23 protein-coding genes are annotated in these 22,992 nt (G+C 61.8%); 12 read left to right on the forward strand and 11 right to left on the reverse strand.

What is annotated here, in order from left to right:
• Positions 1-24 precede the first annotated feature (24 nt).
• From EIC84_RS06055 to EIC84_RS06065, 3 genes are all read right to left on the reverse strand, one after another.
• Entirely contained in the window at positions 25-1,104 is a 1,080-nt protein-coding gene (locus EIC84_RS06055; RefSeq protein WP_003067856.1) for an ABC transporter ATP-binding protein, read from the reverse strand.
• Between the two features lie 9 nt (positions 1,105-1,113).
• Positions 1,114-2,043, reverse strand: a complete 930-nt coding sequence (locus tag EIC84_RS06060) for a branched-chain amino acid ABC transporter permease (protein ID WP_003067858.1) — start codon at positions 2,041-2,043, stop codon at positions 1,114-1,116.
• A gap of 350 nt (positions 2,044-2,393) precedes the next feature.
• Complete coding sequence (locus tag EIC84_RS06065) at positions 2,394-3,734, reverse strand: replication-associated recombination protein A (protein WP_003067860.1); 1,341 nt, start codon at positions 3,732-3,734, stop codon at positions 2,394-2,396.
• Between the two features lie 399 nt (positions 3,735-4,133).
• Here EIC84_RS06065 and brnQ point away from each other — a divergent pair, with 399 nt between their 5' ends.
• Complete coding sequence (gene brnQ / locus EIC84_RS06070; protein WP_003067861.1) at positions 4,134-5,462, forward strand: branched-chain amino acid transport system II carrier protein; 1,329 nt, start codon at positions 4,134-4,136, stop codon at positions 5,460-5,462.
• A gap of 126 nt (positions 5,463-5,588) precedes the next feature.
• On the opposite strand, the gene lolA is transcribed toward brnQ, so the two are convergent.
• On the reverse strand, positions 5,589-6,224 hold the full coding sequence (gene lolA, locus EIC84_RS06075; protein WP_012837199.1) for an outer membrane lipoprotein chaperone LolA: 636 nt from the start codon (positions 6,222-6,224) through the stop codon (positions 5,589-5,591).
• A gap of 22 nt (positions 6,225-6,246) precedes the next feature.
• Positions 6,247-8,607 carry a DNA translocase FtsK gene (locus tag EIC84_RS06080; protein WP_034362740.1) on the reverse strand — a complete coding sequence of 787 codons (2,361 nt, stop codon included), beginning with the start codon at positions 8,605-8,607 and terminating at the stop codon, positions 6,247-6,249.
• A 258-nt stretch (positions 8,608-8,865) separates the two neighbouring features.
• Here EIC84_RS06080 and trxB point away from each other — a divergent pair, with 258 nt between their 5' ends.
• The 4 genes from trxB to EIC84_RS06100 all read left to right on the forward strand — a co-directional run bounded on the left by trxB (position 8,866) and on the right by EIC84_RS06100 (position 11,419).
• Entirely contained in the window at positions 8,866-9,819 is a 954-nt protein-coding gene (trxB, locus tag EIC84_RS06085; RefSeq protein ID WP_003067867.1) for a thioredoxin-disulfide reductase, read from the forward strand.
• Positions 9,820-10,096: 277 nt separating this feature from the next.
• Positions 10,097-10,330, forward strand: a complete 234-nt coding sequence (gene rpmB, locus EIC84_RS06090; RefSeq protein ID WP_003058229.1) for a 50S ribosomal protein L28 — start codon at positions 10,097-10,099, stop codon at positions 10,328-10,330.
• A gap of 20 nt (positions 10,331-10,350) precedes the next feature.
• Positions 10,351-10,521, forward strand: a complete 171-nt coding sequence (gene rpmG, locus EIC84_RS06095; protein WP_003058233.1) for a 50S ribosomal protein L33 — start codon at positions 10,351-10,353, stop codon at positions 10,519-10,521.
• A 139-nt stretch (positions 10,522-10,660) separates the two neighbouring features.
• A complete protein-coding gene (locus EIC84_RS06100) occupies positions 10,661-11,419 on the forward strand; it encodes a hypothetical protein (protein WP_034362757.1) in 759 nt (252 codons plus the stop codon).
• A gap of 16 nt (positions 11,420-11,435) precedes the next feature.
• Here EIC84_RS06100 and EIC84_RS06105 read toward each other — a convergent pair whose 3' ends face one another.
• Positions 11,436-13,040, reverse strand: coding sequence for a PLP-dependent aminotransferase family protein (locus EIC84_RS06105; RefSeq protein WP_003067871.1), 1,605 nt, complete (start codon positions 13,038-13,040; stop codon positions 11,436-11,438).
• A gap of 118 nt (positions 13,041-13,158) precedes the next feature.
• Between EIC84_RS06105 and EIC84_RS06110 the strand changes: the two genes are divergently transcribed.
• Complete coding sequence (locus tag EIC84_RS06110; protein WP_003067873.1) at positions 13,159-13,554, forward strand: hypothetical protein; 396 nt, start codon at positions 13,159-13,161, stop codon at positions 13,552-13,554.
• On the opposite strand, the gene EIC84_RS06115 is transcribed toward EIC84_RS06110, so the two are convergent.
• Positions 13,529-14,749 carry a fatty acid desaturase gene (locus tag EIC84_RS06115; RefSeq protein WP_003067875.1) on the reverse strand — a complete coding sequence of 407 codons (1,221 nt, stop codon included), beginning with the start codon at positions 14,747-14,749 and terminating at the stop codon, positions 13,529-13,531. The two genes, EIC84_RS06110 and EIC84_RS06115, sit on opposite strands and share 26 nt — an antisense overlap.
• A 123-nt stretch (positions 14,750-14,872) precedes the next feature.
• On the reverse strand, positions 14,873-16,204 hold the full coding sequence (locus EIC84_RS06120) for an RsmB/NOP family class I SAM-dependent RNA methyltransferase (RefSeq protein WP_003067877.1): 1,332 nt from the start codon (positions 16,202-16,204) through the stop codon (positions 14,873-14,875).
• A gap of 140 nt (positions 16,205-16,344) precedes the next feature.
• Between EIC84_RS06120 and EIC84_RS06125 the strand changes: the two genes are divergently transcribed.
• A complete protein-coding gene (locus tag EIC84_RS06125; protein ID WP_003067879.1) occupies positions 16,345-16,602 on the forward strand; it encodes a DUF1653 domain-containing protein in 258 nt (85 codons plus the stop codon).
• A gap of 50 nt (positions 16,603-16,652) precedes the next feature.
• Here the strand turns inward: EIC84_RS06125 and purN are convergent, their stop codons facing one another.
• Positions 16,653-17,231, reverse strand: a complete 579-nt coding sequence (gene purN, locus EIC84_RS06130) for a phosphoribosylglycinamide formyltransferase (RefSeq protein ID WP_034362742.1) — start codon at positions 17,229-17,231, stop codon at positions 16,653-16,655.
• A gap of 86 nt (positions 17,232-17,317) precedes the next feature.
• On the opposite strand from purN, the gene EIC84_RS06135 reads away from it, so the two are divergent.
• The 4 genes from EIC84_RS06135 (at position 17,318) to EIC84_RS06150 (ending at position 21,325) form a co-directional block, all read left to right on the forward strand.
• Positions 17,318-18,007 carry a YceH family protein gene (locus tag EIC84_RS06135; RefSeq protein WP_003067883.1) on the forward strand — a complete coding sequence of 230 codons (690 nt, stop codon included), beginning with the start codon at positions 17,318-17,320 and terminating at the stop codon, positions 18,005-18,007.
• A 231-nt stretch (positions 18,008-18,238) separates the two neighbouring features.
• Complete coding sequence (locus EIC84_RS06140) at positions 18,239-19,420, forward strand: acyl-CoA dehydrogenase family protein (protein WP_003067884.1); 1,182 nt, start codon at positions 18,239-18,241, stop codon at positions 19,418-19,420.
• Between the two features lie 131 nt (positions 19,421-19,551).
• The gene (locus EIC84_RS06145) at positions 19,552-20,667 is read left to right on the forward strand and encodes an acyl-CoA dehydrogenase family protein (RefSeq protein WP_003067886.1); all 1,116 of its coding nucleotides are present in this window, start codon (positions 19,552-19,554) and stop codon (positions 20,665-20,667) included.
• Positions 20,668-20,830: 163 nt separating this feature from the next.
• Positions 20,831-21,325, forward strand: coding sequence for a nucleoside deaminase (locus EIC84_RS06150; RefSeq protein ID WP_003067888.1), 495 nt, complete (start codon positions 20,831-20,833; stop codon positions 21,323-21,325).
• 75 nt (positions 21,326-21,400) lie between these two features.
• Here the strand turns inward: EIC84_RS06150 and EIC84_RS06155 are convergent, their stop codons facing one another.
• Together EIC84_RS06155 and EIC84_RS06160 are read right to left on the reverse strand one after the other, a co-directional pair.
• Positions 21,401-22,348 carry a bestrophin family protein gene (locus EIC84_RS06155; RefSeq protein WP_003067890.1) on the reverse strand — a complete coding sequence of 316 codons (948 nt, stop codon included), beginning with the start codon at positions 22,346-22,348 and terminating at the stop codon, positions 21,401-21,403.
• Positions 22,349-22,569: 221 nt separating this feature from the next.
• Entirely contained in the window at positions 22,570-22,722 is a 153-nt protein-coding gene (locus EIC84_RS06160; RefSeq protein ID WP_237704491.1) for a 2-oxo-4-hydroxy-4-carboxy-5-ureidoimidazoline decarboxylase, read from the reverse strand.
• On the opposite strand from EIC84_RS06160, the gene EIC84_RS06165 reads away from it, so the two are divergent.
• Positions 22,702-22,893 (forward strand): hypothetical protein, encoded by a 192-nt coding sequence (locus tag EIC84_RS06165; RefSeq protein WP_370456491.1) that lies wholly within the window; start codon positions 22,702-22,704, stop codon positions 22,891-22,893. The two genes, EIC84_RS06160 and EIC84_RS06165, sit on opposite strands and share 21 nt — an antisense overlap.
• Positions 22,894-22,992 lie beyond the last annotated feature (99 nt).

The raw sequence follows: 22,992 nt of genomic DNA on the forward strand, positions 1-22,992 counted from the left end.
TCACATTCCTTGTCTGTGCAGTCATCAGGACTGACGGTCCAGGCTTTTGGCATGCTCGGGCGTGGGCCAGAGGCCGCGCGGACGCATCAGCATGATGACGATCATGGCCAGGGCAATCAGCAACTGGCGCAGGATGGACGCGTCGAGGCGTCCATCGGTCATCTGCTGCAGCGGCCCGGCCACATAGCGCAGCACCTCGGGCAGGGCCGAGAGCAGCACGGCCCCCAGAATCACGCCGGGAATATGGCCCAGGCCGCCGAGCACGACCATGGCCACAATCATCACGGACTCCATGAGGCTGAAGGACTCGGGCGATACAAAGCCCTGGAAAGCACCGAACATGGAACCTGCCACACCGCCGAACGAAGCGCCCATGCCGAAGGCCAGCAGCTTCATATTGCGCACATTGATGCCCATGGCCTTGGCGGCGATTTCATCCTCGCGAATCGCCATCCAGGCGCGGCCTATGCGCGAATCCTGCAAGCGGTAGCAGATCACGATGGTGGCCAGCACCAGCACCAGAAACAGGTAGTAGTACAGCGTGACGGAAGCGATGTCGTAGCCGAAGATCTCATGACGCTTGGCCAGGTCGAAGCCGAAGATCTTGACCGAGTCGATCTGGCCAATGCCCTTGGGGCCGTTGGTGATGTTGACGGGCTGGTCCAGGTTGTTCAGGAAGATGCGGATGATCTCGCCGAAGCCCAGTGTCACGATGGCCAGGTAATCACCGCGCAGCCGCAGCACCGGCAGGCCCAGCAGCACACCCGTACAGGCGGCCAGCAGCATTCCAAGCGGAATCACCAACCAGATCGAGGTGTGCAGCCCGTTGGGAAACATGGCGACAAAGCCTTCGAAGGTCTCGGCCAGATGCGGCGATGCCATGAGCGCAAACATATAGGCGCCCACGGCATAGAAGGCCACGTAGCCCAGATCCAGCAGGCCTGCGTAGCCGACCACGATATTCAGGCCCAGCGCCAGCATCACGTAGAGCAGAGCCAGATCGGCGATGCGCACCCAGGCGTTGCCGAAATACTGCAGGATCAGCGGCAGCACCAGCAGGCCTATGCCGCCCAGAATCCAGTGGAGTGTCTTGTTGTTCTTCATGGGCACTCCTCAGGCACGGTCCGCCACACGCTCACCGAGCAGGCCCGAAGGGCGCAGCGTCAGGATGATGATGAGCACGATGAAGGCAAAGATGTCGGTGTACTGGCTGCCCAGCACGCCCCCCGTCAGGTCACCGATATAGCCGGACCCGATGGACTCGATCAGCCCCAGCAACAGGCCTCCCACCACGGCGCCAGCCAGATTGCCGATGCCGCCGAAAACGGCGGCCGTGAAGGCCTTGAGACCCGGCAGAAAGCCCATGGTGTGATGGGCCGTGCCATAGTTGGAGGCGTACATGATGCCGGCAATCGCCGCCAGCACGGCACCGATGATGAAGGTGGCGGAAATCACCATGTCGGGCTTGACGCCCATCAGCGCCGCCACACGCGGATTCTCTGCCGTGGCCCGCATGGCGCGCCCCAGCCTGGTGTAGTTGACCAGATACATCAGCGTGGCAAGTGCAATCGCCGTGACCACCAGCACCAGAATCTGCGTGGGCGTGATCACCGCCGTGCCGATTTCATAGGGGGTGGACGACAGCAGCGTGGGATAAGCCTTGTAATTGGGCTTCCAGATGATCATGGCCAGGGTCTGCAGCAGGATGGAGACACCGATGGCCGTGATCAGCGGCGCCAGACGCGGACTGTTGCGCAGCGGCCGGTAGGCCACCTTCTCGATCACGAAGTTCAGCGATGCAGCCACCACGCAGGCGATGATGGCGGCTATCAAAAGCATGAGCCAGCCCGGCAGATAGGGCATGGCCTCCTGCATCAGGCCGATGCAGCTCCAACTGGTCAAAGCCCCCACCATCAGCACCTCGCCATGCGCGAAGTTGATCAGCTGAATGATGCCGTACACCATGGTGTAGCCCAGGGCTATCAAGGCGTACATGCTGCCTAACACCAGACCATTGATGATCTGCTGCAGCAAGATATCCATAAGCGCGCTCCCCTTCCCTCGATCCAAGACGGAGACACTGCGAGCCTCTCATCCCGAACGACGGAGCCAGCGATGCCATGGTTCCCCTTCTGCAGTCCGCCGCTTTGTGGGCCGCTTGTCGCAAAAGAGTGAATCGATTCTAGGGAGCAGTTTTCAGGACTCAGGGCCGGGTTTTCCCGTGCGCAACCCCAAAATGCTGCAGCGCAACAACTTCATCGGCAATGCAAGTCCAATAAATACAGGCACTTAGTCATGTGCTGCTACTCAATCTAGCGAAAAACCCTGAAAACACCGCAAAAAATGCAGCATTCAACTAGTGCCAGTCTTGCAACACCTGGGCAACTCGCTCTTTACAAGCCTGCCGGCTCGTCATCTGCCGCACGAGCGGCGTCGTTGAGCGCCTTGAGCTCCGCCAGCTTCTGGCCGATCTTGATTTCCAGCCCCCGCGCCACGGGCTGGTAGAAGCCGGGGTCTTCCATTCCTTCAGGCAGATAGCGCTCGCCCGCCGCAAAGCCGCCCTCCTCGCTGTGGGCATAGCGGTAATCCCGGCCGTAGTCCAGTTGCTTCATCAGCTTGGTGGGTGCATTGCGCAAATGCAGCGGCACAGGCCTGGTGGTGTCGCCCTTCACAAAGGCCTTGGCCTTGTTGTAGGCCATGTAGCCGGCATTGCTCTTGGGCGCCACAGCCAGGTAGATCACGGCCTGGGCCAGGGCCAGTTCGCCCTCGGGGCTACCCAGGCGTTCATAGGTCGCAGCGGCATCGTTGCACATCTGCATGGCACGCGGGTCGGCAAGTCCTATGTCTTCCCATGCCATGCGCACGATGCGGCGCGCCAGATAGCGCGGGTCGGCACCGCCATCCAGCATGCGGCAAAACCAGTAAAGCGCCGCATCGGGGTCCGAGCCGCGCACGGATTTGTGCAGGGCGCTGATGGTGTCGTAGAACTGCTCGCCGCCCTTGTCATAGCGGCGCATGCGCTCGCCCAGCACCTTGAGCAGCCAGGCATCGGTGATGCTCTGCACCCCGGCCTGCTCGGCCGTGATGGACAAGGTCTCCAGCGTGTTCAGCAAGCGCCGTGCATCGCCGTCGGCATAGGCAATCAGGCGCTCCAGCGCTTCGTCCTCGATCGCCGGAATCGCCTGGATGGCCTGGGCCTTGGCCACAATCTGCTTCAAGTCGTCCGGAGTCAGGCTTTGCAGCACATAGACCGCCGCCCGCGAAAGCAGGGCCGAGTTGACCTCGAACGAGGGGTTTTCCGTGGTCGCTCCGATGAAGGTGAACAGCCCGCTTTCCACATGGGGCAAGAAAGCGTCCTGCTGGCTTTTGTTGAAGCGGTGCACCTCATCCACAAACACGATGGTGCGCTGCTGCAGCAGTCCGCTCTGGGCGGCCTGCGCCTGCTCCACGGCCTCGCGGATGTCCTTGACGCCGCCCAGCACGGCGCTGATGGAGATGAACTGCGCATCAAAGGCATCGGCCATCAGGCGCGCAATCGTGGTCTTGCCCACCCCCGGCGGGCCCCAGAGTATGCAGCTGTGCGGGCGACCCGACTCGAAGGCCAGGCGCAACGGCATGCCCTCTCCCAACACATGTTGCTGGCCGATGACTTCGGCCAGAGTGTGCGGCCGCAGGCGCTCGGCCAGGGGCTGATGAGGAATGGCTGAAGATGAGGAGTTGTTGTGCGTAACCATGACCCCTCAAGTATCCGACTCTCCGGCCAGTTGTGCATCCAAATGGGTTGGGGCTGCTTGCACACCGAAGGCAGTCAATGCTTATCCACCTTAACCCCTGCATCCTTATCAGAATTTTTCATAAGAGAAAATAGCGTTTCAACGGATTCAATCTCTCCATTAACGAGGCCACCCCTCGCCCCATGGAGGCACTGCCCCCATCCGGCCTGCCAAAAACCAGGCCAGCCAGGCCTGGCAGCGCGCTTAGATTCATTGCGGGCCGCCTCATCTGCGCCGCGCAATGCCTGTGTCTGATAGGGCTACCGCCATCAGCCAGAAATCAATCGAAAGCATCCGCAACTTTCCTTGGCTCCACACTGCTACAGGGCGTGCCAGCGCTGCACGTCTGAGTCTACGCGTATGAAAAAACTCAAGACCTGGGACATTTTTGCCCTCGGTTTCATGACCTTTGCCCTGTTCCTCGGGGCCGGCAACATCATCTTTCCACCCATGGTGGGCCTGGCAGCCGGTGAAAACCTGCTCGGCGCCTCGACAGGCTTTCTGCTGACGGGTGTCGGTCTGCCCCTTCTCGGCGTAGTCGCTCTCGCACGTGTGGGTGGCGGCCTGGACACCTTGACCAGCCCCATAGGCCGCATTGCCGGCCTGGTGCTGGCCGTGGCCATCTATCTGACCATCGGCCCTCTGTTTGCGACGCCGCGCACGGCCACCGTATCCTTCGAGATGGGTCTGGCTCCCTTTGTCGGCAACACACCCGCCATGCTGCTGGCCTTCACCATCGCTTACTTTGTGGCGGTGGCGCTGCTGTCGCTGTTCCCCGGCAAGCTCATGGACAACGTGGGCAAGATCATCACCCCCGTGCTGATTCTGGCGCTGACCGTTCTCGGCGGCTCCGCCGTGCTGGCCCCTGTGGATGGCTACAGTCTCAGCACCGAGGCCTATGCCACGCAGGCAGCCGCCTTTTCCGAAGGCTTTCTACAGGGCTACCAGACCATGGACGCCCTGGCCTCGCTGATCTTCGGCATCGTCATCGTCAACGCGATCAAGGCTGCCGGCGTGAGCGACAGCAAGCTGCACACGCGCTACTGCATCTACGCCGGCATCATTGCCGCGACCTGCCTGGGCCTGGTCTATGTCTCGCTGATGTATCTGGGCGCCACCAACAGCCAACTGGCCGCCAACGCCACCACCGGTGTGCAGATTCTCACAGCCTTTGTACAGCAGACCTTCGGCCCCGCAGGCCTGTGGCTGCTCGCCATCGTCATCATGCTGGCCTGCCTGACCACCGGCGTGGGCCTGATCACGGCCTGCAGCAGCTTCTTCAGTGAGCTGACCGGCATCTCCTACCGCACCATGGTCATCGGCCTGTCGGTCTTCAGTGCAGCCGTAGCCAACCAGGGCCTGGCCCAGCTGATCGCCGTGGCCGTGCCCGTGCTTGTGGGGCTGTATCCCGTGGCCATCGCCCTGATCGCCCTGAGCCTGCTGCATCGCTGGAATCAGCCACCGCGTGTCTACATCCCCGTGATGGGCAGCGCCCTGGTCTTCGGCCTGTTTGACGCCGCCAAGGCTGCCAATCTTGATGCACTGGTGCCCGCCTGGCTGGACAAGCTGCCCGGCGCCGCCCTGGGCATGGGCTGGGTCGCCCCTGTGCTAGGTGTGCTGGTGATTGCAGGCCTACTGGACTTCGCCATCGGCAACAAGCAAAGTGCCGCAAACGCCACGCGCGCCTGATCACAACAGCCCCCACCAAAGCGCAGCTGGCTGCGTTCCACTCACAAGGGCTCAAACCCGATTCCTGCATATAAAAGGCCTGCGGACACAATCCGCAGGCCTTTTTGCTGATGCGCGCCGCGATCTTTACTGCTTGAGCACATCGGCCCCCTTGGGCACCGTGAAGTGGAAGGTCGATGCCGGCAGCGAAGCCTGGGTTTGCAGGCCCTTGAACTGCATCAGCGAGCGCTGGCCAAAGCTGTCCTCGATATCCAGCGCAGCCAGCTTGCCTTCGGGTGTGAAGCCTATGCGCACGCTCTTGAGCTGACCGCCTTTCTGCCTGGGGCTGGCCAGCACCCATTCCAGGCCATCGGCGTCAGGCTGGTTGCCCAGCTCGAAATCGGCCTTCAAGGCCTTGAGGTCGGTGGCCGATGTCAGGATGGCCGCTGGCGTGCTGCCCAGCACCTGGGCCTGGGCACGCTCCGTCACCTGATTCAGGTCGGCGTCGTACAGCCACAGCGTCTTGCCGTCGGCTACTATGAGCTGCTCAAAAGGCTTGGTGTAGTTGAAACGGAACTTGCCGGGGCGCTGGAATTCGAAGCTGCCGCTGGACACCTTGGTACGCGCCTCCTGCCCGGACTTGGGTGGCGAGGTCACGGACTGGGTGAAGTCGGCCTTGCCCGCCTGGGCATTCTTCATGAAGGACTCAAGGCTTTTCAGACCATCAGCCATTGCTGCACTTGCACTGCCAGCTATCAAAATTGCAGTCAAAAGACGTTTCATGACTCTCTCTCTTGTGCGTGGCTCACTCGCTGCGGGCCGGAACTAGAACATCGCGCTGCCCACTGGATGTGAGCGAGCTGACCAGGCCGGCCTTTTCCATCTGCTCGAGCAGATTGGCCGATCGGTTGTAGCCGATACGCAGTTTGCGCTGAACGTAGGAAATGCTGGCCTTGCGGTCTTTCAGCACGATTTCTACTGCCTGATCGTAGAGCTCGTCCTTTTCGCCGCCGCCTTCGCCATCGTCATCACCCCCCTCACCATCGACAGAGCCGCCTTCCAGAATGCCTTCGATGTAGTCGGGTTCGCCCTGCTCCTTGAGATAGCTGACCACGCGGTGCACCTCGTCGTCGGAGACAAAAGCGCCATGTACGCGAATAGGCAGACCTGTACCGCTGGCCATGTACAGCATGTCGCCCATGCCCAGCAGGGTCTCGGCCCCCATCTGATCCAGCACGGTGCGGCTGTCGATCTTGCTGGAGACCTGGAAGGCAATACGCGTCGGAATATTGGCCTTGATCAGGCCGGTGATCACGTCCACGCTGGGGCGCTGGGTCGCGAGGATCAGATGAATGCCGGCCGCACGCGCCTTTTGCGCAAGGCGGGCGATGAGCTCTTCGATCTTCTTGCCCACCACCATCATCAGATCGGCCAGCTCGTCGATCACGATGACGATGTGCGGCAGGCGCTGCAGCGGCTCGGGTTCCTCGGGCGTCAGGCTGAAGGGGTTGGGAATCGACTCCTCGCGCGCCTTGGCCTCGTCGATCTTGCTGTTGTAGCCGGCCAGATTGCGCACCCCGAGCTTGCTCATGAGCTTGTAGCGGCGCTCCATCTCGGCCACGCACCAGTTCAGTCCGTTGGCCGCCTGCTTCATGTCGGTGACCACAGGGCACAGCAGATGGGGAATGCCTTCATAGACCGACATTTCCAGCATCTTGGGATCGATCATGAGCAAACGCACATCGCGCGCCTCTGCCTTGTAGAGCAGAGACAGAATCATGGCGTTGATACCCACGGACTTGCCCGAGCCGGTCGTTCCGGCCACCAGCACATGGGGCATCTTGGCCAGGTCGGCCACCACGGGGTTGCCCACGATGTCCTTGCCCAGCCCCATGGTCAGCAGGCTCTTGGCGTCGTGGTAGACCTGGGAGCCCAGCACTTCGGACAAACGGATCGACTGGCGCTTGGCATTGGGCAGCTCCAGCGCCATGAAGTTCTTGCCGGGAATGGTCTCTATCACGCGAATCGAGACCAGGGACAGCGAACGTGCCAGGTCCTTGGCCAGATTGACGATCTGCGAGCCCTTGACGCCCGTGGCAGGCTCGATCTCGTAGCGAGTGATCACAGGGCCGGGCATGGCCGCAACCACCCGCACCTCCACGCCAAAGTCCTTGAGGCGCTTTTCAATCAACCGGCTGGTCATCTCCAGCGTCTCGGCAGACACCAGTTCCTGGCGCTGCTGGGCCTGGTCCAGCAGATCCACCTGCGGCAGCTTGCTGTCCGGATGATCGGTGAACAGCGGCTTCTGGCGTTCCTTCACCACCCGGGCGCTGGGTTGACTGGCCTCCTGCAGCACGGGCTCAATGATCTGCACAGGCTGATGCACCGGTGCAGCAATCGCACCTTCTGTGCGGTCAAACACCACTTCCTCGCGTTCGCGGGCCGCTCTCTTGCCGACAGAGACATCCTTGGCAATTTCGCGACGCTCGCGGCCAAACTGCACCATGCCGTCCAGGCGCGCGCCCAGGCCTTCGGCCAGCTTGCCCCAGGAAAAGCCGAATACCATGGCAGCGCCCAGCACGAACAGGCAGATGCCGATCAGGCCCGAACCCGCAAAACCCAGCCATTTGAGGGCATTGAAGCCCATCATGTAGCCAAACACGCCACCGGCAGGGCCGGGCAGCAAGTTCTCGAAACGGTACAGACGCGTCCATTCCAGCGCGCAGCTGGCAATCATCAGAATGGCCAGACCGCCCCAGAACAGAAAGCGACGGCGCCACAGCGGCATCAGAGCCAGAGGGCTGCCGTCCTTGTTCACCCCGCCACGCATCCAGCGCACCAGCGATGTCACCCAGGTCTGCACGGCGGCCAGTACCAGCCACCAGATGGACATGCCGAAGCCGAAGTAGCAGGCATCGGCCAGCCAGGCGCCCACACGGCCCATCCAGTTATGCACAAACGGCCTTTGCCCGGCGCCTGAGGTGGACCAGGCTGCGTCTTGCGGCGAGTAGGTGAACATGGCCATGAGCCAGAACACCAGTGCCAGCAGGCCGATCAACAGCAAAACCTCCTGGCTGAAGCGAATCACTCCATAGCGCGGAGTCGCAGCGCGGGATTTTGATTTGCTGGAAGAAGACGCGTTCGAAGCGTTCAATGTATATGTCATACGCAGGCGCAAGCTTACCTTAGGCCCTTATCCAAGCGGTGCATTCGGCCAAGACGATCGCTCAGCGTAATGCAAGCACATGCAACAAAACTGCCATACGGTAGCCGGATTCGCTTCGTCACTATCATTTTTAACAATTCCGGTGATTAAAAACAGCTGCACGCGCAGACCTTGATCCGGAGCGATACTCCCACATCTTCCCAATGTTTTCATGACCGCGCGCCGGCTGTCGGCCTGCTTTTTTCAGAGTTCCGCTCCATGTCCTCTACCAAACACGCACAAGTTCTCATCCTCGGCTCCGGCCCTGCCGGCTATACCGCTGCCGTATACGCGGCCCGTGCCAACCTCAAGCCCCTGCTGATTACCGGCATGGCCCAGGGTGGCCAGTTGATGACCACCACCGAAGTGGACAACTGGCCTGCCGACGTCATGGGCGTGCAGGGCCCCGAGCTGATGCAGCGTTTTCAGGAACATGCCGAGCGCTTCAAGACCGAAATCGTTTTCGACCACATCAACCAGGTTGACCTCTCCAAGCGCCCCTTCACCCTGACCGGCGACAGCGGCGTCTATACCTGCGACTCGCTGATCATCGCCACCGGCGCATCGGCCAAGTACCTGGGCCTGCCCTCCGAGGAAGCCTTCATGGGTCGCGGCGTGTCCGCTTGCGCCACCTGCGACGGCTTTTTCTATCGCGAGCAGCCCGTTTGCGTGATCGGCGGCGGCAACACAGCCGTAGAAGAAGCCCTCTACCTTTCCAACATCGCCAGCAAGGTCACCCTCGTGCACCGCCGCGACAAGTTCAAGGCCGAGCCCATCCTCGTGGACAAGCTGATGGAAAAGGTCGAGGAAGGCAAGATCGAGCTCAAGACCCATTTCACACTGGATGAAGTGCTGGGTGACCAGAGTGGCGTGACCGGCATCCGCATCAAGAGCACGCAGGACGGCCACACCGAAGAGGTCAAGCTGCAAGGCGCTTTCATCGCCATCGGCCACCACCCCAACACCGACATCTTCCAGGGTCAGCTGGAGCTGGAAAACGGCTACATCATCACCCAGGGAGGTCTCAAGGGCTTTGCCACCCAGACCAGCGTACCCGGCGTATTCGCCGCCGGCGACTGCCAGGATCATGTCTACCGCCAGGCCATCACCAGCGCCGGCACCGGCTGCATGGCGGCCCTGGACGCCCAGCGCTTCCTGGAACAGGAATCCTGATGACGCCAAGGCGCTTCGGCGTTTGAGCGGTTGTTAGCGCATATTCGGCGCAAAAGCCCTTGGGTTTGGCCAGTTTTGGCCGGCACCAGGGGCTTTTTTGCGAAAACGCTATAATCGCAGACTTTGCTGAATTCCAGGTTCGCGCTTTACCGTGCTTCGGGACTTCCGCAATCGGGCTACCGCCACCCATTACAAACTGGCGAGGTGAGGTTGTCGGCACCTCCTGCTCCTGCAGGATTCCAGAGCCGGCGGCCGATTCAACTATCGGAGTGTCCCAATGGCACGCGTATGTGAAGTTACGGGCAAGAAGCCCATGGTGGGCAACAATGTTTCCCACGCCAACAACAAGACCAAGCGTCGTTTCCTCCCCAACCTGCAATACCGCCGCTTCTGGGTGGAGAGCGAAAACCGTTGGGTGCGCCTGCGCGTTTCCAGCGCTGCTCTGCGCCTGATCGACAAAAACGGTATCGACTCCGTGCTCGCAGACATGCGCGCTCGTGGCCAAGCTTAATTTCCTGAAGGAGAAACACCATGGCTGCTAAAGGCGGACGCGAAAAGATCAAGCTGGCTTCCACTGCTGGTACCGGTCACTTCTACACAACGACCAAGAACAAGAAGACGATGCCTGAAAAGATGTCGATCATCAAGTTCGACCCCAAGGCTCGCAAGCACGTCGAGTACAAGGAAACCAAGCTGAAGTAATTCGGCCTGTTTCTTGAAAAACCGCCTCACGCAAGTGCAGGCGGTTTTTTCATGCCTTTGCGACTCCTGTCGCGGTGCGAGAGCTGACGCAGCGACCCTCCCTATACTTGGCACTTTGCAACGAACAGGGATGGATCAGATGAATCACAGGACGCTGAGCACATTGCTTTTCTCGCTTGCCGTGTCGCCAGCCGTCTTCGGCCAGACCTTCATCTGCCCCACGGGACCCGGCCCCGGCCAGCGCCAGGTCGGCATGACAGGCGGCTCACCGGGTCTGGCCTCGGTACCCGTCTGCGAGCAGTTCAGTTCCACGCCCGCCGCCGCCCAGCGCACCGAACCGTCGCCCGCCGATGCCCTGGGCGGTCTGGCGCGCAGCCAGCTGGAGCTGCTGCGCGAGGGGCAGGAGCTGATCAAGGAAGGACAGAGAATTGCACAAGACCCGCAGTATCAGAAGCTGCGCAAGGGCTACTGGATGTTTTCGCATGACGAGAAAAACCCGCGCTCCGGTCTTGAATGTGCGGCGATCTTTGGCAGCATGTCCGGTGCCGTTCAGCTTTCCGGCCCTACGGCCAAGCACAACGGTGCCCTGCTGACCTTTCTGGGCTTGGACATTCCCCAGCCCGCCAGTCCGCGCAAGATCAGAACCACTCTGACCCAGAACCAGGACCGACCCCAGGAGGTCGGCGCCATCAACTACACCATGTCCAATGGCAAATGGGGAGCCATCGTCTACGCGCTGGGCGGCCCCGAAGCACTGGTCAAGGAGCTTGGGGAAGAGGAAGAAGCCCGCTTCAAGGTCTCTGTGGAAGGCAAGGAGGTCATCAGCACCTTCTACAAGGAAGGCGGCAAGGCCCGTGAATTCCTGAGCAAGTGCATGGCCGGTCAGCCGACGAAGTGAAGGACCCCGGCCAGCGCTAGCTGCGCGGACTCTGCCCCAGTTGCCGGCAGGCCATCGCGCCCAGATCCTGCATCGCCCTCTCCATGAGTTCGTCGACCGGATGGGTGCAGGCCAGGCGCATGCAGTACTCATACCTGCCGGAGTTGGAAAACATGCTGCCCGGCGCAATACGTATGCCGCGCGCCAGGGCTGCCGTGAACAGGTCCGAGGTTGACATCTGCGCGGGGAACTCCAGCCACAGGCACAGGCCGCCGCCTGGCAGGCTCATGCGCGTGCCCAGCGGGAAATGACGTGCCACCAGTCTGGCCATGGCCTCGCGCTGCCGCTTGAGCTGCTGCCTGAGCTTTTCCAGGCTGCGCTGATGGATGGGTGAGCCCAGCACCTCGGCCACGACCAGCTGCCCCAGCGTCTGGGTATTGCGGCTTTGCGCAAATTTCAGCATCTGGATGCGGCCATGCCATTGGCCGCCATTCATCCAGCCCTGGCGCAGGCCCGGCGCCAGACTTTTGTTGAAGGCCTGGCAATAGATCACATGCCCGGAGACACTGTCCCAGGCCTTGAGCGGCTTCACCGCCAGCCCTTCGACAAACAGACCGTAGGAGTCGTCCTCGATCAGCGCCGCCCCATGGGCTGCGCACAGGGCCACGAGTCTGGCCTTATTCTCATCCGGCATGCGCGCGCCCAGCGGCATCTGCAGATCCGGCACCACCACCACGGCCTTCAGGCGCGGCTGGGTCTGAAAAGCCAGCTCCAGCGCCTCGATGGACATGCCGGTGCGCGGGCTGCAGGGAATCTCCAGCGTTTTCAGCTGCAAGGACTCCACCACCTGCAGCAGGCCGTAATAGGTTGGCGATTCGACGGCCACCATGTCCCCGGGTGATGCCACGGCAGCCAGCGCCAGACTCACCGCTTCGGAATTGCCGGTGGTTGCCAGCACATCGGCAGGCGCCACACGGATACCGGAGACCAGCGCCCGTCTGGCCATGGCCTGCTGAAACAGCGGATGATTGCCCTGATTGGCCAGCAGAGAGCGCCCCTGCGAGAGCAGGGTCGGATGCTCGCGCAGCAGCCGGGTGACGGTCTTGTTCAGATAGTGATGATCGAACAAGGAGGCAGGCGGCGTGCAGCCACCGATGTCCATATAGACCTCGGCCTGACGGCCGCGCTCGAGCAGCAGAGAAATATGCTCGTTGATGCCCACGAAATGCGCATGCGCGCCGGGAGACAGCGGCTGGCTCAGGTCCGGTTCGCTGGTCAGAGGAATATCGCCCGTCCTCGTCGCGCACACAAAGTAGCCCACGCGGGGCCTGGCCTCCAGACAGCCCTGCGCTTCCAGAAAACGCAGCACCTGCAAGGCCGTCGAGAGGCTGATGTCATGCCGCGCCATCAACTCGCGCACCGACGGCATGCGCTCCCCGGGTTTCAGGCTCCCCAACTCTATGGCTGCACTGTAGTGCGCGGCCAGCCGTTGATACAGCGGCAGCAGCACATCGCTTGCCGCATGATCGACAGGCTGTGATTCGGAGAGGGAGGAAGTCAGCATGATGACAAAACGCAGGACCGGGCAGGCATCATGCCAGCAAGCCCTGTTCTGCAACAGATACAGATTGTCAGCAAACATACCGGAACAGATGCACAGCAATCCACGCTGCTACGCCTGCACGGAACGCTTGCTGTGCCTGTTCTGCCAAGCCGTGCTTCCTTACGCTTGAGGCCTGAATCACAGACCCCTAGCCACCATGTCACAGCCGGACCCCACCCCGAAAACACATAGTCTCAACAACGGCCAGGCCGCGTCGCTGCTGTTTGAACCAGGCAGCGAACTGTTCTGCCAGCAAGGGCCGCTGCGTCTGGCCATTGGGCCGCTGAGCTTTACCGACAATCACTTCGGTCAGGTCATGGTGCTGCAAACCGGGCAAAGCTGGCGTTGCCCCAGTCGCACCTGGGTGCAACTGAGCACGCCGGCAGGTGCGGCCTGGATTCAATATCCGGCGGCACGGATACAGCAAAGCCGCCCCCACCCGAACAGGGCAGCGCAGCGGCTTGAAGAGGGAAAAGGCCTGAGCTTCGCGCTTGCCAGAATCTGGCTGCAGCTTGGCAAGCTCGGCCTCAGACGTGGGCAGCGCGCAGCTTGACGGAGAAATCCTTGAGTGCCGCAATGCCGCTGGCCTCGGCGCGCTGGCACCAGGCCTGCAGCTGACCGGTCAGTTGCTCGCGACTCAGGCTGGTGTTGAGCCACAGCTGACGCAGCTCTTCGCGCATGACCAGCATCTGGTCAATCACCGGGTGCGCAGCGCGCGCCTGCGCCAGTTGGCTCTGGGCACGCTCGGGCACCTTGTCGGCATCGCGGTGCAGCCAGCGCTGCACGCCCTTGAGCAGGGAAACATCCGACTTCTGCGCCTGTTTCTGCTTGAGCAGATCCAGCTCATGCTGAACCGCCGTGCGAACGCCGCGCGCATAACGGGCCATGACCTCGTAGCGATTGGCAATGATGGCTTCCAGCGTCAGTTCATCGGCCACGGGCTTGACGGCACCCATGCGCAGGCGCGGCGGGGTCTTCTTGACCTTGGCCCAGCCCAGCTTCTGCATGAGGCTGATATAGACCCAGCCGATATCGAACTCGTAGGGCTTGACGGAGAACTTGGCCGAAGTGGGAAAGGTATGGTGGTTGTTGTGCAGCTCTTCGCCGCCGATGATGAGGCCCCAGGGCACCAGATTGGTGGAGGCATCCGTCGCCTCGTAGTTGCGATAGCCCCAGAAATGCCCCACGCCGTTGACCACGCCCGCAGCCCAGAATGGAATCCAGATCATCTGCACGGCCCAGATCGACAGGCCGATCACGCCGAACAGCGCCACATTCAGGATGAGCATCAGCGAGGGGCCCATCACCGAATGGCGGTAGATGTTGCGCTCCATCCAGTCGTCGGGCGTGCCGTGACCGTATTTTCTGAGCGTTTCCTCGTTCTTGGCCTCGGCGCGGTACAGCTCGGCACCTTCGCGCATCACCTTGCCCAGGCCGCGCGTCTGCGGGCTGTGCGGGTCATCTGCGGTCTCGCACTTGGCATGGTGCTTGCGGTGGATGGCCACCCATTCCTTGGTCACCATGCCCGTGCCCAGCCAGAGCCAGAAGCGGAAGAAATGCGAGGGAATAGGCCCCAGATCCAGCGCCCTATGCGCCTGGCTGCGGTGCAGATAGATGGTGACACCCGCAATCGTGAAGTGGGTGGTGATCAGGGTGTAGAGCAGCAACTGCCACCACGACAGATCCCACAGGCCATTGGCCATCCAATCCACGACGGCATTCCAGATCGAGGCTATATCCAGCGACATAAATAACAAAGCCTTTGGCAAAAAACCGTGCCCACCCGATAAGCACGGTCGTGCCATTTTAGGTGAACCGCCGACCGGGCTGCTGCCGATTCCCCGACAGCAGATACCGTATTTGCACCGAAGTTACGCCTTTTTCACCCAAACAGCGGCGAAAAACCCGTCTGTCTCGTGCTGATGTGGCCACAGACGCAAATAACGTCGACCCTCGTCACCGCCGCTGCAAAGCTTGTCGCCGTCGGCAATCTTGAGTTGCTCGAGCACCTCGCCCGCGTCCAGCGGAACGAACTCGGGGTGAGCGGCGCTGAAGGCTTCGGCAATGGCTTCGTTTTCCTCTGGCAGGATGGAGCAGGTGGCATAGATCAGACGGCCACCGGCCTTGACCAGGCGCGCGCTGCTTTCCAGGATGGCGGCCTGTTTCTGCGTCAGCTCCTGCACGGCCTTGACGCTCTGGCGCCACTTGAGGTCGGGATTGCGACGCAGCGTACCCAGGCCCGAGCAGGGAGCATCGACCAGCACACGGTCGATCTTGCCGGCCAGGCGCTTGACGCGCTCGTCGCGCTCGTGGGCAATTGCGGCTGGGTGGACATTGGAAAGACCCGAACGCGCCAGACGGGGCTTGAGCGCATCGAGGCGATGACCCGAGACGTCGAAGGCATACAGGCGGCCGGTGTTGCGCATGGCCGCGCCAATGGCCAGGGTCTTGCCGCCGGCGCCAGCGCAAAAGTCCACCACCATTTCGCCACGCTTGGCATCCAGCATCAGTGCCAGCAGCTGCGAGCCTTCGTCTTGCACTTCGATGGCGCCGCGGTTGAAGGCATCAATCTTGGCCAGCGCGGGCTTGCCGTCCACACGCAGACCGATGGGCGAGAACGGCGTGGGCTCGGCCTTGATGCCGGCTTTTTCCAGCTCCTTGCGCAGATCGGAGCGCTTGTCGTTGAGCGTGTTGACACGCAGATCCAGAGGAGCGGCCTGCTCCATGCTGGCGGCCAGTGCCCAGAATCCATCGCCCAGCTGGGCCTTGAGCGGCTCGACCAGCCATTCGGGCAGATTGTGGCGGTGCGCCTCCATCAGCTCTTCGGGCTTGACGCCGTCGCAGGCAGCCAGCCACTTGAGTTCCTGGGGCGTCAGCGCGGCCTTGATAAAGGTCTCGCTGTCCTGGCCGTCCTTGTTCTTGACCTTGCCTTCCTTCTTGGCCTGCTCGCGCAGCACGGCGGCAAAGCCCAGGATGGCCAGCCGGCGCTCGCGTGCGCCGCTGCCCGAATGCGCCAGCGCTTCGAACAGCAGCTTCTTGCGCAGCACGGTGTAGACGGTTTCGGCCAGGGTGGCGCGCTCGCGCGGGCCCAGATAGCGGTTTTCGCGGAAAAAGCGGGACACCACGGCATCGGCCGGGTGTTCAAATGTCAGGGCGCGCTTGACGAGTTCAGAGCAAGCGTCGAGAAGGGCTTTGGGATGCATGGGCGCAATTGTCCCACTCTCGCCCTGGCCCTGGCTGGCACCAGAAATCTATGACGCCGGCCTGCTCCAAACAATTCGTAGTAAAAACAGGCTTCAGCCCTTTTCCTTCAAGCGTTGACAGCTCATCTTTTTAAAGCATCATGTCCGACCACGATCTGCCTGCACTCATCACCACCGAGCCCGGTCTCTACGAACACTACAAAGGCATGCGCTACGAAGTCATAGGCACGGTGCGCCACAGCGAAACGCTGGAGCCCATGACGCTTTACCGCGCGCTCTATGGCGAGCATGGCCTGTGGGTGCGCCCGGCTGCCATGTTCAACGAGATGGTGGTAATCGACGGCGTGGAACGGCCACGCTTTCGCCGCCTGCCCGCGAAGGAGCAGAAATCAGCATAAAGATAGGCTCTATCGCTTACCTATAAAGAGATAGAAGCTATCAAATCTGATCAAGCCTTGATCAGATTGAGCACGGCTTGCGGATAGATGATGTGCTCCTGCACCAGCACGCGTGCAGCCAGCAGCTCGGCCGTGTCACCCTCCAGCACGGGCACCACGGCCTGTTCCAGGATGGGGCCCACGTCGAGCTCGGCCGTCACGCGGTGCACGGTGCAGCCCGCAAACTTGCAGCCCGCATCGATCGCTCGCTGATGGGTGTGCAGACCGGTGAAGGCCGGCAACAGCGAGGGATGGATGTTGATCAGCCGGCCCTCATAGTGCGCAACAAAGCCTGGCGTGAGAATGCGCATGAAACCGGCCAGCACCACCAGATCGGGCGCATGGCGATCGATGACCTGCGTCAGCTCGGCATCAAAGGCCTCGCGGCTGTCGAACTGCTTGTGATCCAGAACCTCGGTGGCGATGCCGTTGTCCCGCGCGAACACCAGGCCCTTGGCCTCGGCCTTGTTGCTCACCACGGCGCTCACGCGGGCGTTGTACTGCTTTGCCCAGTTCTGCTGCTGGGATGCACGCACAATGGCAGCCATGTTCGAGCCGCCGCCCGAGATGAGGATCACGATGTTTTTCATGGGCGGCGATTGTCGCATTGACGGACAAACCCTATCGGGTTTGCACCAGTTCCTGTGCGCAGCCCTAAGACTTTCGAGGAGATCCCATGCCGTTTGACCCACGCAACACCCCTTTGAGCGCCATCGAAGCCCGCGTTCTGGCCACGCTGATGGAAAAGGCCCGCACCGTGCCCGACAGCTATCCGCTCACGCTCAACAGCCTGGTCACGGGCTGCAACCAGAAGTCCAGCCGAGATCCGGTGATGGAGGTCAGCGAGGGCGAAGCCCAGGAGGCACTGGACAGCCTGCGCCTCAAGACCCTGTCGGTCCAGATCAGCAGCGTGCGCTCCACACGCTGGGAGCACAACTTCCCGCGCGGCATTGGCGTGCCCGACCAGTCGGCCGTGCTGCTGGCCCTGCTGATGCTGCGCGGCCCTCAGACCGCTGGCGAGCTGCGCATCAACTCCGAGCGCTGGCACCGCTTTGCCGATATCTCCTCGGTCGAAGCCTTTCTCGACGAACTGCGCGAACGCAGCGAGGAAAAAGGCGGCCCGCTGGTCGTGCAGTTGCCGCGCGCCCCTGGCGCCCGCGAACAGCGCTGGGCCCACCTGCTTTGCGGCCCGGTGGATGTCAACGCCCTGGCTGCAAGTACCGGCAGCGCCAGCACAGGCGGCAATGCATCGGCCCTGCAGCAGCGTGTGGATGCGCTCGAAACCGAAGTCGCCCAACTGCGCGCCACCGTGCAGATGCTGTGCGAATCGCTGGGCGTGGAACCGCCTGCTGCCTCGGCTGAATAAATCCAGACAGAAACTGATAGCTGCCGGCCTTTATCCAGTAAGCGCTGGCAGCATGTTTCATTACAAACGACAGGCCGGCGCTAAGAACTGGCTCACGCCACGCAAAGACAGGCAGGCGCAGCCGCTCAGAGGGATGCTCATCCCTGGGGTTTCCCGCCATTTGTCGCAACCCGGACAGCCAGAAAAAGAACGTGCGTGCTACAAATCTCCAGCATTTGCAGGAGACAACGCATGGACTTGGCATTCACCCCTGAAGAACAGGCTTTTCGCGAAGAGATCCGCAGCTGGGTGCGGGCAAATCTGCCCGAGGATATTGCGCACAAGGTGCGCAACGATCTGCACCTGACGCGCGAGGACATGCAGCGCTGGGCCAAGATTCTGGGCAAAAAAGGCTGGCTCGGCTACGGCTGGCCCAAGGAATTCGGCGGCCCCGGCTGGAGCGCCGTACAAAAGCATTTGTTCGAGGAAGAATGCGCACTCGCCGGCACGCCGCGCATCGTGCCCTTCGGCCCCGTGATGGTGGCGCCGGTCATCATGGCCTATGGCACACCGGAGCAGCATCGGCGCTTTCTGCCCGGCATCGCCAGCGGCGAAGTCTGGTGGAGCCAGGGCTATTCCGAACCGGGTTCGGGCTCGGACCTGGCCAGCGTCAAGACCCGCGCCGAACGCGTGGGCGACAAATACATCGTCAACGGCCAGAAGACCTGGACCACGCTGGGCCAATACGGCGAGTGGATCTTCTGCCTGGTGCGCACCAGCAACGAGGGCAAGCCCCAGACCGGCATCAGCTTCCTGCTGGTCGACATGAAGTCGCCGGGCGTGACCGTGCGCCCCATCAAGCTGCTGGACGGCTCTCACGAGGTCAACGAGGTCTTTTTCGACAATGTGGAAGTGCCTGCCGACCAGCTGATCGGCGAGGAAAACAAGGGCTGGACCTATGCCAAGCACCTGCTCAGCCACGAGCGCACGAATATCGCCGATGTGAACCGTGCCAAGCGCGAGCTGGAGCGCCTCAAGCGCATCGCCAAGACCGAAGGCGTCTGGGAAGACCAGCGCTTTCGTGATCAGATCGCCCTGCTGGAGATCGATGTGATCGCGCTGGAAATGCTGGTGCTGCGCGTGCTCTCGGCCATGAAGTCGGGCAAGAACCCGCTGGACATTGCCGGCCTGCTCAAGATCAAGGGCAGCGAGATTCAGCAGCGCTACTCCGAGCTGATGATGCTGGCCGCAGGCCCCTACTCCCTGCCCTATATCCAGGAAGCCATGGAAGCCGGCTACCAGGGCGACTTTCCCGGCAACGTGCTGGGCAATGCGCCGCTGGCCGCGACCTACTTCAATATGCGCAAGACCACCATCTATGGCGGCTCCAACGAGGTGCAGCGAAACATCGTTGCTCAGACGGTTCTTGGCTAGCCAAGAACCGTCTTCGCTTTGCGAAACAGGACTACTCCCCCGTGCCCCCTCCGGGAGGGGGTTCTAGATTGAGCTTCGCTGGGCTGGTTTGGCGCTTCGCGCCAATTGCGGCCTGGTGGCAGGAGACAAATATGGATTTCGATTTTTCCGACGACCAGCAGCAACTGCGCGATGCCGTGGCCCGCTGGGTGGACAAGGGCTATACCTTCGAGCGACGCCAGGGCATTGCCAAACAAGGCGGCTTCTCGCGCGAGGTCTGGAACGAGCTGGCCGAGCTGGGCCTGACGGCCCTCACCGTGCCCGAGCAATATGGCGGCCTGGGCCAGGGCGCGGTCGATGTGATGGTGGTCATGGAGGAACTGGGCCGCGGTCTGGTGATGGAGCCTCTGACCCAGGCTTTCGTGGCCTCCGCCTTGCTCGGTCAGTTCGGCGACGAAGCCGTCAAACAAGCCTGGCTGCCCCGTATCGCCAGCGGTGAAAAGCTGGTTGTGCTCGCATCGCAGGAGCGCAAGGCGCGCTACCAGATTGATGTTTGCGCCGCAAAAGCCTCTAAATCCGGCGATGGCTATACGGTAGATGCTACGAAAAACATTGTTCCTGCAGGCGACCAGGCCGACGCCTTCATCGTGCCGGCACAGCTCGACGGCAAGATCGCGCTCTTCCTCGTCGAGAACGGCAGCGAAGGCGTCGCCACCAAGCCCTATGCCACGCAGGATGAGGGTCGCGCGGCCGATCTGGTCTGCCGGTCAGCAGCGGCCACCCTGATCACCACCAATGGCGTGGCTGCCCTCACCCTGGCACAGGATGTGGCCAATGCCGCTCTTTGCGCCGAAGGCGTCGGCGTGATGGAGCAGACGCTCAAGCTCACCACCGAGTACATGAACCAGCGCAAGCAGTTCGGCGTGGTGATCTCCAGCTTCCAGGCCCTGCGCCACCGCGTGGCCGATATGAAGATGCAGCTGGAGCTGGCTCGCTCCATGAGCTACTACGGCACGCTCAAGCTGGTCGCGCCTGCCGAGGAGCGCCATGTCGCCATCGCCCGCGCCAAGGTGCAACTGGGCCAGTCCATGCGTTATGTGGGCCAGCAGGCCGTGCAATTGCATGGCGGCATCGGCGTGACGGACGAATATGTGGGCAGCCACTATTTCAAGCGCCTGACCCAGATGGAGATGACGGGCGGCGACACCTTGCACCACCTGGGCACGGTATCGGCCCATATGCAGGACAGCGCCGGCGTCTTTGCCTGAAAGCCTGCATCAATATTCATCAAAATCACGGCAACTGCATTCAACCCAAAACTAAAAGTCAACAGCACGCTTCGGCGTGCTGTTTTGCTTCCTGCATGCACTATGGGCCCTATCGCTCTTCCTATGATTCTTGCGCCATTCACAAGAATCAAAGGAGACATGCATGAGCAAGCAAGACAGCGAAAAGTATCTGCTGGAGTCCATCCGCCTGGCCATGGGCAATGTCAAGGGCCGCGAATCCGCGACCTGGCCTTTCGGTGCCGTGCTGGTGCGTGACGGCAAGGTCCTGGCGCGCGCCGTCAACCAGGTCGATGATCTGTGCGATCCCACGGCCCACGCCGAGATGCAGGCGCTGCGCATTGCCGCCAAGGCCCTGGGCAGCACGGATCTGTCCGGCTCGGTCATGTATGCCAGCGGCTATCCCTGCTCCATGTGCCACACCGCCATGCTGCTGGCCGGCGTGAAACAGGTGTACTTCGCCTACTCCAACGAAGACGGCGAGCCCTACGATCTGTCGGCCGCGCGCGGCTATGAGGAACTGGCTCGCCCCGAAGGCCGGCGCGAACTGCCCGTCATCAGCCACCGAGTGCGCGATGCCGGCGAGGACCTGTACCAGGCCTGGCAAAAGGCCGTGGACGAAGATCGCGCCACGGTCTAGCCAACACTGGCTCCAGCCGCTATCAAGAACAAAGCCCTGAATGACGAGTTCAGGGCTTTTGCATTCTGGAGGACCTCAGGTCAGCAGATAGTCCACCGGTTTGAGCGGCGCCGGAACCTGGGGGTCGCCCAGCGACTGGCTGAGGCTGATCTCGATGCTGCGGCAGATGCTGTCCAGTGCCAGGTCGTTGCTTTCCATGCCGAATGGCTCTTCCAGCTCGTCACCCAGCACATCGAGACCGTAGAAGGTATAGGCCACGATGGCTACGACAAACGGCGTCATGAAGCCCGTGATGTCCACCAGACCGAAAGGCAGCAAAAAGCAGTACAGATGGGCCGTGCGGTGCAGCAGCAAGGTGTAGGAAAACGGAATCGGCGTATTGCGGATGCGCTCGCAGGAGGCTGCAGCCGTCGTGAAGCCGTTGAGGGTGCGGTCCAGCTCCACGGCCAGGCAGGGGTCTATGCGCTGCTCGCGCACGCACTGGCCCAGATCCTTGCCCATGGCCAGCATCAGCGCATCGGTGCGCTGATTCAGCGGCAGTAGTTGCAGGCGCCGCCACTCGGCATGGGTCAGCCACTGCTGGGCCGCCACATCGTCCTTGAGGCCGCGCAGCTGGGCCCGCAGCACATGAGAAAAAGCCACGGCCCGGTGCACCATGCGCACCCGCACATCGCTGGCCCGCTGGCGCGGGTCTATGGGGTGATCGAGCTCGATCAGGCTCAGGCACTGGCGGGCCAGCGTGCGTGCATAGATCACGATCTCGCCCCAGAGCTTGCGTCCTTCCCAGTAGCGCGCATACGCGGTGTTGTTGCGAAAGCCCAGAAAAATCGCCAGCGGCAGGCCGATCAGGGTGAACGGGATCGGCGTGATGGGAATCTTGGTGTGGAACAGCGTGCCATGCGCCACGGTGACGATGATGGCCAGCACGATGTTGACGGCAAGCACGCCTTTGATGCGTTGCAGCACCGAGCCCCGGACAATCCACAGCAGCTTGAAGCCCGACGGGCGATCTCTGACGATCATGAAAACGAGAAATGAGGTCTAAACCCGAATTCAATCACAAGCATGCGGGGATTTCAGCCAGTGCCGAGAACTCCCACTGCGTCAGTAGGCAGCCTGGGCCGCGCCAGCACGCTCCAGGCGGCATCTGCTGCACATGGGCAGCAAACTCCGACATATGGTGCCAACCCGCCAGCCAGCATAAGAAAAGCCCCGCATTGCGGGGCTTGGGCGGCGATAGGGGCTCAGGCTGCCTGCAGGCTGCTGGCACTACTCACGCGTTGCGACAGGCGCAGGCGACTGATGAAGCCGATCTGGCGCAGGGCTTCGGCAAACTCCTGCTCGGTGCCGCGCTTGATGCGCGAGGCCAGTTCGGGGTGACCGCAGAGAAAGTCCAAGGTCTGCTCGCGCGGGCTGCCATGCATGGCGGCATAGGCGTGACCTATGAATACGTGGGAAGCAACGACTTCAAGCGCCTGACGCAGATGGAGATGACCGGCGGCGACACCCTGCACCACTTGGACATGCTGTCGTCCAACCTGCAGGAAACCGCCGGCGTATTTGCCTGATACGGCAGCAAGCCTGCAAAAGCCCCGCTTATGAGCTGAATACCTAAAGCTGGACAGTCAATTCGCGGGCATCTGACCTGATTTCGGTATGGCACCGTG

Origin of the sequence: Comamonas sp. A23, from assembly GCF_004522605.1 — a bacterium.
Taxonomy (GTDB): Bacteria; Pseudomonadota; Gammaproteobacteria; order Burkholderiales; family Burkholderiaceae_C; genus Comamonas; species Comamonas thiooxydans.